We start from the raw sequence: 15,325 nt of genomic DNA on the forward strand, positions 1-15,325 counted from the left end.
CTTTATAACTTTATTATTTTATAACTTTGCTAAAAAGAAGCCGATTATGCGCACTATTACTATTAAACCAGCAGCCATTATTCATAATCTTAATCAGGTTAAAAAACTTGCGCCAAAATCTAAAGTATTGGCGATGGTAAAAGCCAATGCCTATGGACATGGCGTGGCTGCTGTCCTGCCAGCGTTGCAACAAGCCGATGGTGTCGGGGTAGCAACTTTGATAGAGGCGCTAGAAGCAAGGCAGTTGGGCTGGGACAAAACCATTGGTCTTATCGAAGGTGCGTTTACTAGCGATGAATGGCGACAAGCAATTGAATATGATATCAGCTGTGTGATTCATCATGCGCCGCAATTAGCGTGGGCATTAGAGCATATACCAGCCGCTAATAGCGCTACTCGAGTGGTTTGGATAAAATACAACACCGGTATGAACCGCTTAGGCTTTAATGACCAAACCATTATTCCAGCGGCAAAATTGCTGCATGAAGCAGGATATCAGCTGATTTTGACCACTCACTTTGCCAATGCCGATAATCAAAATCATCCATTAAATGCTATTCAAATCCAGCGTTTCAATGACATGCTTAGCACTTTGCGAGAAATCATTAGCCCTGATGTTAAAGGTTCGTTATGTAATTCTGCTGGTATCGTTAATTTCTCAGAGCATCATCACGATTGGGTACGTCCAGGTATTATGTTATATGGAAGTGCGCCTGTCATTGATCAAAGTGCGCGTGAGTTAGGCTTACAACCAGCCATGGATTTTAGCGCACAAATCATCGCTCTACAAACGATCAACGCAGGTGATACTATCGGCTATGGTAGTCGCTGGTCGGCGCAACAAGACACTAAAACCGCTTTGGTCAGTGTCGGCTATGGAGATGGCTATCCACGTGTGATTGGTGATGATACTTATGTTTCCGTCATTGACGCCATAAATCATCAACGCTATCCATGTACTGTAATTGGACGGGTAGCAATGGATATGATTGTCATCGATGTCAGCAACGTACCAGAAAGCATTGCTCTAAATAGTAAGGTAACACTGTGGGGTGACGCGCCACACGTCGATGAAGTCGCCATGCATGCTGGTACAATTAGCTATGAATTACTGTGTCGCCTGAGCGCGCGCCCAAATCGTATATAAGTCTATTCATTATAATCATCGCACTAGAACACAACTAATTGGCTGCTAGTTTGAATGACCGATTAATCACGGCAAATTGGACGTTTACATTGAAAGTAATTACGCTATACTAAAAGTTTGTTGTCACCACGGTATCGCTACTAACGCGATGCTATTGACGGCTGATAACGTATCATTTTTCATTGACTGTGTTCGACTGCTAGGATTGCTATGAGCTTGCGCCATTTTTTAACCTTATCTGATTTAACCAAACAAGAGCTAGAGAATCTCATCAAACGTGCCAGCGAGTTGCGTAAGATGCAACATGCTGGTGAGATTTATCAGCCTTTTGTCGGTCGTACGCTAGGTATGATCTTTGAGAAGTCTTCAACCCGTACGCGCATCTCGTTTGAAACGGGTATGGGTCAGTTCGGTGGTAGTGCTATTTTCTTATCGCCAAATGATACCCAGCTTGGTCGCGGTGAGCCGCTTGAAGACTCAGCGCGTGTGATATCGAGCATGGTCGATATCATTATGATTCGTACCTTTGGACATGAAAAGGTTGAAACCTTTGCTGAATATTCTAGCGTGCCGATTATCAATGCGCTAACTGACGAATACCATCCCTGCCAGTTACTGGCAGATATGCAGACCTATTACGAACACCGCGGTAGTATCGAAAATAAAATCGTGACTTGGGTTGGGGACGGCAATAACATGTGCGCCTCCTATATGCAAGCCGCTAATCAGTTTGGCTTTGAGCTGCGTGTGGCTGCCCCCTATGGTTTTGAGCCAGATCCTGAGCTAATGAAACGCTTTTCGCATTGCGTTAGTATTGTCGAAAATGTGCAAGAAGCGGCCAAAGATTCGAACTTAATCGTCACTGATGTATGGGCAAGTATGGGACAGGAATCTGAGCAAAACACGCGCGCACGCCGTTTTGCCTCTTATCAAGTCACGCCATCGCTATTAGACAAGGCTGACCCTGACGTGGTGTTTATGCATTGCTTGCCTGCCCATCGTGGCGAAGAAATTTCTCATGATATGCTCGATGATCCACGTTCAGTGGTGTGGGACGAAGCTGAAAATCGCTTACATGCCCAGAAAGCACTGATGGAATTTTTATTAAAAGATAAGATTAAGCTGCCTGCATAATCAAAATCTTATTTAGATAAAAGAAAGCGGCGCACAAAAAAGGCAGATTACGCTAAGTAATCTGCCTTTTTTATGGTTCAAATATTTTGAGCTATCAATATTAAACAACAATTAGCGCGTTATGGTTTGCACCCCATCACTACCCGCCTTTAACAAAACATCTGCTTGATTGGCGGCAAAAATACCGTTACACACCACGCCAACGATATTATTTAATTGCTGCTCAAGCGCTACTGGATTGCTGACGTCCAAATCATAGGTATCTAAAATAACGTTGCCATAATCGGTGACAAAATCTTCACGATATACTGGATCACCGCCCATTCTCGCTAACTGTCTGGCGACATAAGAACGCGCTTGCGGTAACACTTCTATCGGTACAGGGAACTCGCGTCCAAGGAACTCAACCACTTTACTCTCATCAACCATGCAGACAAATTTATTGGATGCTGCAGCAACGATTTTTTCACGTGTAAGCGCGCCGCCACCACCTTTAATCAATTGCAAATGCGCGTTTACTTCATCTGCACCATCGATATAAACATCAAGCGTACCAGCGAAGTTTAAATCAACGATTTCAATGCCAAGTGCGCGAAGTCTATCTTCTGTAACTTGCGAGCTGGCCACTGCACCGGCAAGCCTGAACTTAGGTAGCAACTCAATCAGACAATTAACCGTGCTGCCCGTCCCCACGCCGAGTATCATATCGTCTTCAATATAGCGTAACGCGGCCTTAGCAGCAGCTTGCTTTTGTGCGTGCTGATCACTCATCATAAATCCTTGGCAAGATTAATTTATCAATGTAAAAGAGGTAAAATGCGCGGCCATTATAACTGATAGCGATAACCAATGGCTATAACGGAGTCGGCCTGCTAACCACTTTAATTTACCCTTTATTTTTGTTGATGTTTTTTATAAGTGCCACTCAATCCTTATAAGGCTATGTCAATTGCTATAGCCTTATAAAAATACGCATGAAAATTGCAATTGCGCCTTGCAAGATGCTAAAAATCAGCATAGGCTAATCTATTTCATTTTTATCTTCATATATCACCTCTTTATTTATCATCTAGATTAGGAACCGTTATGCTGTCACACTGGGTACGAGCCATCTTGCAAGCCACCGTCTATGACGTTGCCATTCAAACGCCACTTGAAGCGGCACCCAAGCTGACCCAACGTTTTGCTAATGATATTCGTTTTAAACGTGAAGATTTACAGCCGGTTAAATCCTTTAAGTTGCGCGGTGCTTATAACCGTATCAGCCAATTGAGCGATGAGCAAAAAGCGCGTGGCGTTATTTGTGCCTCAGCAGGCAACCATGCGCAAGGCGTTGCCTACTCTGCAAGAAAATTATCACTAAACAATATTATTGTGATGCCGACCACCACACCTGACATCAAAGTAGATGCGGTTAGAGCGCTTGGCGGTAATGTCGATTTGTATGGTGACAGCTTCGATGAAGCCAACCGTTATGCGATCAATCGCGCTGAGACCGAAGGTTTGACCTTTATTCCACCCTATGATGATGAGCTGGTAATTGCCGGACAAGGTACTATCGGACTTGAGCTGACCCAGCAGTGGCGTAATATGGACTATGTTTTCGTTGCCGTTGGTGGCGGTGGTCTGATTTCTGGCGTCGCGGCGTTTTTAGGTGAAGTTGCCCCGCATGTCAAAGTTATCGCTATAGAAGCTGAACAATCAGCCTGTCTAAAAGCCGCGCTTGAAGCAAATGAGCGCGTTAAGCTTGAACAAGTCGGACTGTTCGTCGATGGTGTGGCAGTTGCACAGATTGGCGAATTGCCTTTTGATATCGTTCGTATGCAGAAGAGCGATAAATCAGGGCCTGTCGTCGAACCTGAAGTCGTGACTTGTAGCAATGATGAAGTATGTGCTGCCGTCAAAGACATCTTTGAAGAGAATCGCAGTATTGTTGAACCCGCTGGTGCGTTACCAGTCGCTGGCATGAAAAAATATATAGAAGTCAATAATATACAAGGCAAAAATTGCGTGGCCATTATCTGCGGTGCCAATATGAACTTTGACCGCCTACGCTATATCGCTGAGCGTACTGAGATTGGTGAGAAAAAGGAAGCCATCTTTGGTGTAACTATCCCTGAGCAGACTGGGGCGTTCTTAAACTTCTGTCGTAGCCTACACGGACGTAATATTACTGAGTTTAACTACCGTGCAGATAGCAAAAAATCACCAGACTCTATGGATCCTGCAGCAATCTTTGTGGGTATTGCCTTAAAAGAAGGTGATAAAGAGCGTCAAACCATTAGTGATCAATTGGCCGCTGATGGTTATGCAGCACATGACTTAACTGATGATGATATCGCGAAATCGCATATCCGTCATTTGATTGGTGGTCATGCCCATGTTGAAAATGAGCAATTATTAAAAGTAACTTTCCCAGAACGCCCAGGCGCTTTGCTGACTTTCTTAGAAAAACTTGGCGACGATTTTAATATCACCCTTTTCCATTATCGCAATCATGGTGCTGCCGAAGGTCGTGTATTGGTAGGCCTACAAGCTTCTGAGGGTAACTCTCGCCAGCTGCAAGATGCCCTTCTTGATATTGGTTATGACTGCACCATGCTCAATGACAATATTGGTTATCAGTTGTTTTTAAAGTAGATACAATAGCTGTAAGTTATCACCTATCAGTGCGGTTTTTTAATCTAAGTCATTAAAAAACTGCACTAATGATTTAATAGCGATTATTCGTTTATAGCAATTATTGATGAGTACTGAGTAGTGATAAAAAAGATATTAATGATGGTAGTGTTACTAACCTTAGCACTTGTGGGTTATAAAATCCTCCAACCTAAGAACTCTACAAGCAACTCTACCACTGATGTTACGACTGACACTTCAACTGAGGTTGCATTTACCTCTACTGACTTTGATGATATAGACATACCTCCGACGTATGTTGATTCAGGTTCAGATCCAACTTCAACATCAGTTTCGGCAGTAGAACCAACATTAGATTCACAACCAGCAGCGCCCAGCTTTTCATGTGATAGCAGAAAGCATTGCTCTCAGATGACTTCGTGCGCAGAAGCGACTTATTTTATACAGCATTGTTCCAATACAAAAATGGACGGTAATAATGATGGTATACCTTGTGAAAAACAGTGGTGTAACTGATTTTATATAAAATATAAACTGAGAATATCATGCATACCCCTTCAATTTTTGCCGAGGAAAATCTTGAAAACATCCTTAATTTTATAGCAGCTAAGCCATTAGCCTCCTTGATTGCGCAAACCAGCAAAGGCATTGAAGCCTGTCATATTCCTTTGTTTTGGCATGATGATCATTCACAATACGGCTGCCTTTATGGTCATTTCGGTCGGAAAAACTCTATTTATCAAGACGCCTTACCAGATACCTCGTGGTTAATTATTTTTCAAGATACAGGGCATTATATCAGTCCCAATTGGTATCCCAGCAAAGCAAAAACTCATAAAGAAGTGCCCACTTGGAACTATCAAAGTATACATATTCAATCTAAGATAGAATTGATCGAAGATACAGACAAGCTTAAGTGGTTACTGAAAACCATGACCGCTCAGCAAGAGATTGTTTCAGACAACCCTTGGTCATTAGAGGATGCACCCGCTGCTTATATCGATGCCATGTGTCGAGGCATTATCGGCTTTAAATTTCCTATAGATTCCATCCAAGCCCAATTTAAATTAAGCCAAAACAAAACAGCAGAAAACATCGCAGGTGTGATTACTGATTTAGAGAAGTTAAATACAAACGATGCCGCAGCGATGGCTATAAAAGTTGCCGAGTGCAATCATCGTTAATTTGACTCTATCACGCTTACTATAGTCGATTCACTTTAAAGAGAATATAGTATTGCTGGTATGAATTTTTTGAAGCCTCTGTCTGGCGAAGTACACAGCAAGCGAGAAAAATTTATACCAGCAGAGTGTTGTGATAGTCGTACGTATTTTATTTTGAACTTACTATACGACTAACCGTAAAAAACTGTTTGCAAATATCAAATATGCCCTAATCTCATTGATACTATCTTATTTTAAATCAATACAGACATTAATGCAGAGTAGCTATTATGAAAAATAATATGGATGCTAAAAATCAAGGCTTAGCCAAAATCCGTCTTGATAAATGGCTGTGGGCGGCGCGTTTTTATCGGACACGCACGCTTGCCAAACAAGCTATCGAAAGCGGACGAGTACACTATGGCGGTAGCCGTGTGAAGACCAGTAAAGAGATTTCGGTCGGCGATGAATTAACTATCCGCCAAGGTTCAGCGACCGCGATGACTGAAAAAACCGTGCTTGTCGAAGCGCTAACCGCGCAACGTGGTAATGCTACTGCTGCCGAAGTGCTATATTCAGAGACTAAGGAAAGTGAAGAGCGCCGTGCCTATTATGCCGAGCAGCGCAAACTTGCCAATCTTGCCCGTCCTGATAACAAACCTAATAAAAAAGAGCGTCGTGATTTACAACGCTTTAAAAGCAGTCAAGACTAATATAGTCAGTTCAAAATAAAAGCGATACGATTGTAATAACGTGCTATTGCTATCATTTTTAAAGTGAATCTACTATAGCATTAACAGTAACCGCCCTCACTCATTGCAAAAATAATAGGGTCAGCAGCTATCTATTATTTAGCACACTGAATGACCCTATTGTTTAGTCTCTGCCCTTGCCATTCAAGGCATTAACCGTTACGCTATAGCCAATTAATTCACTCGATAGCATGCTCATAAACCACACTACCAATGCTGGTTTTGATAGCATGTTTTTTTGTTGTTATAATTTATTGTTATAAAAGGTCATCATATGCCAATCAAAGCCTCTACTCCCTCATCTGTCCTATTGGTTTGCTTGGGGAATATTTGCCGCTCACCAACTGCCGAAGAGATTTTTCGTCAGCAAGCAGCGATTGCAGGACTGTCAATGAAGGTCGATTCAGCGGGTACGGGTGATTGGCATATCGGTCATGCGCCCGATGAACGAGCACAGCGCCATGCCAAAGCTCATGGTTATAACATCAATAAATTGGTTGCGCGCCAAGTCAGCATTGATGATTTTCGCGATTTTGATTTAATCTTAGCGATGGATGCGCAAAATTTAGCGGATCTGCAATCAATCAAAGACGGTATAGCAAACACAGAGAATAATTTAGCTAAGCTGGCCTTATTCAGTGAAGAAGACCCTACCTATGGCGGCGACGATGTGCCAGATCCTTATACAGGCGATGCGGATGCGTTTGAAGACGTGATTGAACGCATTGAATCAAGTGCACAAGGGTGGATCGAAAGCTGGAAGATATCCTAGTTATGAAGAGATATTAGTTATAAAGCGTGATATTTCTGCTACTTTTATACCCAGCATCCTTTATAATAAACACCGCATGATTTTTTGTTTATTTGCCCCATAGGCTATGTTATGACCTCAGCTTCACGCCTTAATTACAGTGCTAAACATGCTCAGTATGAGCTGCCAACTGATGACGTAGCAAGTTTATCATGCCGTCCAACATTGGATTTGTCCCATAGCAATACTATGGCTTTAGCGTGTACTGCCGATGCTGTCGTGACATTGACGGATGAAGCACAGCTTGATGCTTTTATGGCAAACTATGTAGAAGATGCAGAGCATAAGCAGCCATTATTCGTACTGTCTGGCGGTAGCAATGTGTTATTACCCGCGCAGCTAAATGCTATCGTATTGCAACCACAGATGCGCGGTATCCATGTGACGGCGCAAACAGATAGCCATGTTGATATAGAAGTCATGGCAGGTGAAAATTGGCATGACTTGGTTGTGCATACTGTGACTCAAGGCTGGTATGGACTTGAAAATCTTGCGCTAATACCTGGTCTCACTGGTGCCGCTCCTGTACAAAATATCGGTGCGTATGGTGTCCAGCTAGAAGATAGCTTACAGTATGTGCGCGCCTATCATTTAACAACCCAAACTTGGCATCATCTAACAGCGGCAGACTGCAAGTTTGGCTATCGCGACAGCCTCTTTAAACGTCATCCCAATACGTGGTTAATCAGTCGCGTGGGTTTTCGTTTGCACACAGATGCGACAAAAGTGTTGGCCAGCTATGGCGATGTAAAAACCGTCGCGCAAAGTTATGCCGAGCAGCAAGGTCGCAAGCAGCCTGCGCCAGCTGACGTCATGCACGCCATTATCGATATCCGTCAGCAGAAGCTGCCTGACCCTAAACAGTTGCCAAACTGTGGCAGTTTTTTTCAAAACCCTATTATCCCTCAAGCCCAATTTACCGCGCTGCAATCCTCTTATCCGGCTATCGTTGGCTATGCCATGCCTGAGGCGATGGTAAAAGTCGCTGCTGGCTGGCTTATTGAGCAAGCGAGTCTAAAAGGCGGCGGTATAGCGCCTATTATTACCCATCAGCAGCAAGCCTTAGTGCTGACCAATCACGCCCCTTATCAATCAAACCAAGACGATGTGGCAGTAGCTCAGCGATATATCGCCGATGTCGTGTATGAAAAATTTGCGATACCATTATCGCGCGAGCCGGTGTGGGTAAATGCTAATGGCTCCATCGGGTATGACGAGCATGTGGTCTAAACAGTCATGGTCTAATCGTCTATGGCGACATTATTTGCGTTCAGCTGAACGTATGATCAAGCTGTTTCGGATTATCAATGCTACCTTTTTGCTGGGCTCAACGACGGTTATTTTAGTACTTATTAGTTTGTTTACCCCACTATTTTCACAAGCCGTTGTTTACATCTTAGCCCATTTACCCTTACCAAATATGCCATCTGCCGCCATGAGCTCGCCGCCGACTGCCTATGTTGTGTTAGGTGGCGGTCTGACCAATGACAATAATAATCAAATTATTCTAAATAGCTATAGTCTCAATCGTGCGCGTACCGCTGCGACTGCCTATCACGATCTACCCCTGCCCATCGTACTAAGCGGTGCTGAAGCGCCTTGGCTTGGTCAGTGGCTGATCGAACATGGTATTGATGGCTTAATCAGCGAAAATGCCAGTATGAATACCTGCGAAAATGCACGCTTTACCGCCAAGCGCATTCCCCTCTATCATGTTTATCTTATTACCGATCGCTACCATATGGCTCGTGCTCGCAGACAGTTTGCGTTAAACGGCATCAACAGCACTCCGATTAATGCCCCTTTGCCAGTTAGACGTGACTGGATGGAACCGGCGCAAAACTTAAGCCATTCACGGCGCGCGGTTTATGAAGTTGCCGCTTACCTACGTGATGTGATACGTCCACAAGCCAACTGTCGCCAATCCAAAGATGTGACTTCACAGCAGCTCATGACACCAAGAGGTAAGGTAGCAAAAGCACCTGATGAATAGAGCTTGCTATTAGTTGAGAAAAATATCATCTCATAAGTATCTGCCCGCCTACTTTTATCGTTACAGGTTCTCCACCACACTTGCATTAAGTGTATAATAATAAAAGAAACTGCTACTAAAGAGATTTGCCATGCTCAGTATATTTTTATTAATTCCATTAAGTCTCATGCTGTTTGTGGTGGCGATTTGGGCAGTGCGCTATGCCGTAAAATCTAACCAATTCGAAGATTTAGACAACGCATCACAGCGTATTATCTTGGATGATCGTCAAGAGCGTCGGCAAACCATACAAGCTCATGAGCGCACAGAGCCTCTTCAGCAAGACACGCATACAGCTGCAACTGACAAAGTTGATGATAAAATAAATAATGCTGGCATAGAATCAGTCCATCCTTCTGATACAGATAGCAATCCAAAAATATAGCCTCGGGCTATTTTACAGATGCGTTACCTGCTTGTTTTGTCGCTAGATACGATAGAGATAAGTCGGTGCGTCCTTTACTACTTTTAGGAGAATCTTCCCATGACTACAGCTTTACTGGTTGCTGCATTGTTAATGGGTTTTTTTGGTTCACCACATTGCTTAGGTATGTGTGGCGGGCTAGTAACCGCATTTGGTCTGTCTATGAAAGACGTCAGCCCAGCTAAGCGCCGTGCATTGGTTGCGACGTATCATTTAGGTCGTCTAACCAGCTATGCATTTTTGGGCTTAGTCGCAGGACTTATTGGCACAACCTTATTAGAGCCTTTAATGAAGGGTAACAGTCTACCGCGTATTTTATTGGGCTTGGTACTGGTATTTGTCGGCGTGACCATGCTTGGCGCACCATTTTTAAGTAAACTTGAGCGTTTTGGTATGCGCTTTTGGCAGTATCTTAGTCCTGTACGCCAAAAAGTGTTTCCGCTAAACACCTTTCCGCGGGCATTATCTGCAGGTCTTCTATGGGGATTTTTGCCTTGTGGATTGGTATATGGCGCCCTACTTATCGCAGTAGTCGCTCACAACCCATTAAGTGGCGCGGCGCTGATGTTTGTCTTTGGTTTAGGGACAGTACCGATGCTGGTTGCCACTCACGAAACGGTCGGCTGGATGCGTGACAAGATTGGACGTTTTCGCTTAAGACAGCTTAATGGCGCTATTATGGTATTATCTGGCTTAGCCATCGCTTTTGTCCCTATGATAATGATGAATATGCATGGTGGTCATGATATGGGTAGTGGTGCTAATGGCGCTAATGGTGCTGGTAATCATGCGGCAATGCAGCACGGCAGTCCTGCTACGATGATATCTGACCCAGATGACTCCACTCGTCATGATATGAGCCAAATGGACCACAGTATGCATAATATGAATGATGACTCAACGACTATGGAAGACACTCAGTAGTTAAGTGTTATTATCATCATAGCAAAAAAAATATCAACACAGAAAAGCCCTCAACAATTTGTTGAGGGCTTTTTTAATGCTCAGCAGTTAAAGAGTTGCTACTGCTGCCACTGCTCAAGACTAAACTTAGTATCTAAATGCTTCTCTAGTGCAGGTATATTAAAAGCATCATCTTCACTCACAAAGCTAATGCTAATACCTGTTTGCCCAGCACGCCCTGTACGACCAATGCGGTGTACATAATCATCTGGCTGATCCGGCAACGTATAGTTAATCACATGGCTAACATCATCGACATGAATACCGCGTCCTGCTACATCGGTCGCTACCAAAATAGATGCATGACCGTCTTTGAAGCGCTGTAAATACTTTTCGCGTTTCTGTTGAATCACATCGCCCGATAGCATGACGATTTTATGACCTTGGCGTAGCTTATGGTACAGACGTTTTACTTGATCCTTACGATTGGCAAAAACAATCACCTTCTCTACTGCGGTATCAGTGATGATACGCTCTAAAGCTTCTAGTTTTTGATCTTCTGTTAACAAGTAAAAATGCTGGTCTACCAGCTCACTGGTCTTATGCTCAGGCTCAATTTCGACAAACTCTGGCTCATGTAACCAGCGATAAGCCAAATTCATCACATCTTGGTTAAAGGTGGCAGAAAATAATAAGCTTTGACGATCGGTATTGGGCGGCATACGACCGACTAAGCGCTTGATATCGGGGATAAAACCCATATCCAGCATGCGATCTGCTTCATCTAATACCAGCACTTCGACACGATCAAGATATACCATGCCTTTATTCATTAAATCAATCAGACGCCCAGGCGTTGCAACCAAAATATCGACATATTGACGCTCCAGCTCATGCTGCTGGGTTTCATAATTGGTACCACCCATAATGCAGACGCTATGTAAGGAGGTGTATTTGGTCAAGGCGATACAATCGTCAAATATTTGCTGAGCAAGCTCACGGGTTGGTGCCATAACGACTGCACGTGGCTCACCTAAATAACGCTCTTCATCCGTTGCAAAAGGACGCTTAAGTAACGCCTCCATTATGGTCAGTAAAAACGTTGCCGTCTTGCCAGTACCTGTTTGTGCTTGCCCAATAGCATCTTGATTTGCTAGGGTATGCGGCAGTATTTGTGCTTGAATGGGTGTCAGTTTAGTAAAACCCAAATCGCCTACCGCGCGTAAAGTAGCTGCTGAAAGTGGCAAATCCGTAAACGTCGTAAAGTTACTCAAAAAAATATCCTTTTATATAATTCGCTTGTATATCATCAATAAATAAATGGCTTATTATAAGGCTTAACTGCCTCTACTAAACGATAACCATTAACCAATAGCGACCGTCAGGCAAAACTCTGTAAAACTTATAAGCATAAAAAAGCCAAGCCCATTTATAGTCTTACAAAATATGCTGCATTACACTCAACATAAGTAAGACAAGACTGGCTTGACTCAGTAGTATATCAGTAGTTTGTACAGTCATTATAGCTAAACTGCGATAATGACTGTAGCGATTACTCTTCTACTTTTCTGACTTCTTCAGCTTGTAGGCCTTTATCGCCTTCTACAACGCTGAACTCAACCTTTTCGCCATCTTTTAGAGAGCGATAACCATCACCTTGGATCGCGCGGAAATGCACAAAAATATCTTCTCCGCTATCACGTTGAATGAAACCAAAGCCTTTTGAGTCATTAAACCACTTAACGATACCTTGCTCACGAGCTGACATAATATTACTTCCTAAAAAGTTTACTTAGTCCCAAATTCCTTTGCAACATTGCATATAAACGGGTACTAAGATTATGAAATCAAAATTTAAGAGTCCTACTTCACATACTATTAGCGAAAAATAAAAGTTTTATAATACCTTTTATTATTTAGCGTATAGTAAATCCCCTACTTCTAGCCTTTGGCAAAAAAACTAAAACCACTTTAGTAAAAAAGCGTTAATAATCAACCAAACTAGAATGAGCAACAAACATGTAATATTTATTGCGTAAAAAATATCATAACACGGGTTTTTAGCAACACAAAGACTTTTAACATGATTTTTGCCACTTAGGTTAGCTTTTGATGTAGTTTTTTTATAACATGACTGGCAAGCTGTTATCATAAAGGGCTAAAGACTAGAATACTCAGCTTAGGTTATTATTTGTAGACCCTTGTTAGGCGACAGTCGAATTTTCTATTCTACAACCATTCTATTTATCCAGCACTTATAAAAACCCTGTATTATTTATTCGCCCCTTGATAGCCATAGAGATTATTATGACCACCCCTCCTCAATCAATAAAAACGGCAAAACCTTTTCATAAAAAAAACGATATAGCCTTGACGCATAAGTTACTGTTAATTAATGGCGTTAATCTGAATTTATTGGGTAAACGTGAGCCTGAGATTTACGGTCATACCACCCTTGCGGATATTGAAAACTCCTTAATCGAGCGCGCCGCAGCATATGGTGTGGAACTGGTTTGCAGTCAGTCCAATCATGAAGGCAAACTTGTCGATGAGATTCAGCATCATGGACTACTAGCAGATGCCAGCGCTCAAGTCGACGCGATCATTATCAACCCTGCCGCCTTTACTCATACCTCTGTCGCAATACGCGATGCGCTCTTGGCGACACAAAAACCATTTATAGAAGTTCACTTATCTAACGTACATGCCCGTGAATCGTTTCGTCAACATTCTTATTTCAGTGATGTGGCCGTCGGCGTTATTTGTGGCCTAGGGCATTTAGGTTATCAGATGGCATTAGATTATTGGCTAACCAATACTTATTCCATAACACTCAATGATTAATATTTTATGGTTACTTGTATCGATATTAACGATAAAAAATATAATAACTCAAGCAAAAAAACGTGGCCTTTAGCACAGTAGTTAAACAGCAATTGGCTGATTAAAATAATAGAATTATGGCTGAGCAAACAATCCACTATATGGTGATATGAATGGCAAAATCGTCCGGAAAACGCTTTATGAAACTTGCTGGTATGACAGCAAGTATCGCCGGCAAAGCAGCTAAAAACTCATTAAGGCATCTCTCAAGTGACGAAGAAAAACGTCTACAAGCGCGCTCAGAATTGATGCAAGACGTCGGTATTCAAATCGCCGAAACTCTTGGTGAAATGAAAGGCGCGGTCATGAAGGTAGGGCAAATTGCCTCACAGTATAAAGACGTGTTTCCGCCTGAAGTCGCAAACGCTTTAGAAAAGCTACAAAAAGACGCCCCGCCGATGCCTTATGCGCAGATACGTGCACAAGTTGAACGTGAGCTTAAAGCGCCTGTTAACGAGTTGTTTACTGAGTTTGAAGAAACACCATTTGCCGCCGCCTCTATCGGACAAGTCCATCGAGCGGTTTTGCCATCTGGGCAAAGAGTTGTGGTAAAAGTACAGTACCCTGATGTCGATGAAAACTGTGATAGCGATCTTAAACAAGTACGCATGGCGCTCAAAATCGCTGGTGTGCTGAATATGAGTAAGCAATTGCAAGAACAGCTGTTTAATGAGATTCGCCAAAGCTTACATGATGAGCTTGACTATATTAAAGAGGCGCATAACCTACGAGTATTTGGCGCCTTTCATGTAGAAGATAAAGGCTTAATTATCCCTAAAGTCATTAGCAGTCATTCTTCCAAACGGATTTTGACCTTGACCGAGGAGATGGGCGAAACGCTGACAGTGGCAGCGACATGGGATAATGATATTAAACAAAAAATCGCAGCGCGGCTGTTCCATTTTAGTGCAGGACAGCTGTTTGGCTTATACCGAATGCACTGTGATCCACACCCAGGTAATTTTGCTTTTCGGGCTGATGGTAGTGTTGTGGCATACGATTTCGGTGGTATTCGCAGCTATAGTGACAGTGAAGTGAAGTTATTCCGCCGGTTTGCCAAGCATGCCCTAAAAGGTGATGTGACCGCACTTGAGCAGGACTTAATTGCTTTAGATATTCGCCGTGATGATGATAAAATCGTGCCTGGCGAGTTTTATGAGAAGTGGCTAGAGATTGGACTTAAACCCATGTCTATCAAACCGTATCAAGACGGTGCTTTTGATTTTGCTAGTAGTCAAACCCATCATGAAGCCATCGCACAAATGCGCACATCGCTGAAATATTTTGGTCAGTTCCAGCCATCAGCGACCACGATGATGCTAGATCGTACGATTTCGGGTCAATATTGGAATTTAGTCAACCTAGGCGTTGTGATAGATTTATCGCCGCTGGTTAAAGAATATATAGAATTCTAGGTGATTATAGGCTCTGAAGAA

The 15,325-nt window shown here is 42.9% G+C and carries 16 protein-coding genes; 13 read left to right on the forward strand and 3 right to left on the reverse strand.

Annotated elements, in window-relative coordinates; translation table 11 throughout:
• The first annotated feature begins 46 nt into the window (after positions 1–46).
• The gene (gene alr, locus EPB74_RS02390; RefSeq protein WP_274902556.1) at positions 47–1,147 is read left to right on the forward strand and encodes an alanine racemase; all 1,101 of its coding nucleotides are present in this window, start codon (positions 47–49) and stop codon (positions 1,145–1,147) included.
• A 210-nt stretch (positions 1,148–1,357) separates the two neighbouring features.
• Positions 1,358–2,281, forward strand: a complete 924-nt coding sequence (argF, locus tag EPB74_RS02395) for an ornithine carbamoyltransferase (RefSeq protein WP_079691660.1) — start codon at positions 1,358–1,360, stop codon at positions 2,279–2,281.
• Positions 2,282–2,392: 111 nt separating this feature from the next.
• Here the strand turns inward: argF and rpiA are convergent, their stop codons facing one another.
• Positions 2,393–3,052 carry a ribose-5-phosphate isomerase RpiA gene (rpiA, locus tag EPB74_RS02400; protein ID WP_274902557.1) on the reverse strand — a complete coding sequence of 220 codons (660 nt, stop codon included), beginning with the start codon at positions 3,050–3,052 and terminating at the stop codon, positions 2,393–2,395.
• A gap of 315 nt (positions 3,053–3,367) precedes the next feature.
• On the opposite strand from rpiA, the gene ilvA reads away from it, so the two are divergent.
• From ilvA to EPB74_RS02445, 9 genes are all read left to right on the forward strand, one after another.
• Positions 3,368–4,921 (forward strand): threonine ammonia-lyase, biosynthetic, encoded by a 1,554-nt coding sequence (ilvA, locus tag EPB74_RS02405; RefSeq protein ID WP_274902558.1) that lies wholly within the window; start codon positions 3,368–3,370, stop codon positions 4,919–4,921.
• Between the two features lie 141 nt (positions 4,922–5,062).
• Positions 5,063–5,437: an excalibur calcium-binding domain-containing protein gene (locus EPB74_RS13430; RefSeq protein ID WP_446740004.1), complete on the forward strand. Its 375-nt coding sequence runs from the start codon at positions 5,063–5,065 to the stop codon at positions 5,435–5,437.
• Positions 5,438–5,466: 29 nt separating this feature from the next.
• The gene (locus EPB74_RS02415; RefSeq protein ID WP_274902559.1) at positions 5,467–6,105 is read left to right on the forward strand and encodes an FMN-binding negative transcriptional regulator; all 639 of its coding nucleotides are present in this window, start codon (positions 5,467–5,469) and stop codon (positions 6,103–6,105) included.
• 269 nt (positions 6,106–6,374) lie between these two features.
• Positions 6,375–6,797 carry an RNA-binding S4 domain-containing protein gene (locus EPB74_RS02420; RefSeq protein WP_413771830.1) on the forward strand — a complete coding sequence of 141 codons (423 nt, stop codon included), beginning with the start codon at positions 6,375–6,377 and terminating at the stop codon, positions 6,795–6,797.
• Positions 6,798–7,110: 313 nt separating this feature from the next.
• On the forward strand, positions 7,111–7,608 hold the full coding sequence (locus EPB74_RS02425; protein WP_089555448.1) for a low molecular weight protein-tyrosine-phosphatase: 498 nt from the start codon (positions 7,111–7,113) through the stop codon (positions 7,606–7,608).
• 228 nt (positions 7,609–7,836) lie between these two features.
• The gene (murB, locus tag EPB74_RS02430) at positions 7,837–8,877 is read left to right on the forward strand and encodes a UDP-N-acetylmuramate dehydrogenase (protein ID WP_254423153.1); all 1,041 of its coding nucleotides are present in this window, start codon (positions 7,837–7,839) and stop codon (positions 8,875–8,877) included.
• Positions 8,867–9,640: a YdcF family protein gene (locus tag EPB74_RS02435; protein WP_274902560.1), complete on the forward strand. Its 774-nt coding sequence runs from the start codon at positions 8,867–8,869 to the stop codon at positions 9,638–9,640. The genes murB and EPB74_RS02435 overlap by 11 nt, the downstream gene beginning before the upstream one ends.
• Positions 9,641–9,770: 130 nt before the next feature.
• The gene (gene ccoS, locus EPB74_RS02440) at positions 9,771–10,064 is read left to right on the forward strand and encodes a cbb3-type cytochrome oxidase assembly protein CcoS (protein ID WP_274902561.1); all 294 of its coding nucleotides are present in this window, start codon (positions 9,771–9,773) and stop codon (positions 10,062–10,064) included.
• Between the two features lie 99 nt (positions 10,065–10,163).
• Complete coding sequence (locus tag EPB74_RS02445; protein ID WP_274902562.1) at positions 10,164–11,027, forward strand: sulfite exporter TauE/SafE family protein; 864 nt, start codon at positions 10,164–10,166, stop codon at positions 11,025–11,027.
• A 98-nt stretch (positions 11,028–11,125) separates the two neighbouring features.
• Here EPB74_RS02445 and EPB74_RS02450 read toward each other — a convergent pair whose 3' ends face one another.
• Together EPB74_RS02450 and EPB74_RS02455 are read right to left on the reverse strand one after the other, a co-directional pair.
• Positions 11,126–12,280, reverse strand: coding sequence for a DEAD/DEAH box helicase (locus EPB74_RS02450; protein ID WP_274902563.1), 1,155 nt, complete (start codon positions 12,278–12,280; stop codon positions 11,126–11,128).
• 278 nt (positions 12,281–12,558) lie between these two features.
• Positions 12,559–12,774 (reverse strand): cold-shock protein, encoded by a 216-nt coding sequence (locus EPB74_RS02455; protein ID WP_011513806.1) that lies wholly within the window; start codon positions 12,772–12,774, stop codon positions 12,559–12,561.
• 539 nt (positions 12,775–13,313) lie between these two features.
• Between EPB74_RS02455 and aroQ the strand changes: the two genes are divergently transcribed.
• Together aroQ and EPB74_RS02465 are read left to right on the forward strand one after the other, a co-directional pair.
• A complete protein-coding gene (gene aroQ, locus EPB74_RS02460) occupies positions 13,314–13,850 on the forward strand; it encodes a type II 3-dehydroquinate dehydratase (RefSeq protein WP_274902565.1) in 537 nt (178 codons plus the stop codon).
• A 152-nt stretch (positions 13,851–14,002) separates the two neighbouring features.
• Positions 14,003–15,304, forward strand: a complete 1,302-nt coding sequence (locus EPB74_RS02465) for an ABC1 kinase family protein (RefSeq protein ID WP_274902567.1) — start codon at positions 14,003–14,005, stop codon at positions 15,302–15,304.
• The last annotated feature ends 21 nt before the right edge of the window (positions 15,305–15,325 follow it).

Origin of the sequence: Psychrobacter sp. DAB_AL62B, assembly GCF_028895345.1 — a bacterium.
Taxonomy (GTDB): Bacteria; Pseudomonadota; Gammaproteobacteria; order Pseudomonadales; family Moraxellaceae; genus Psychrobacter.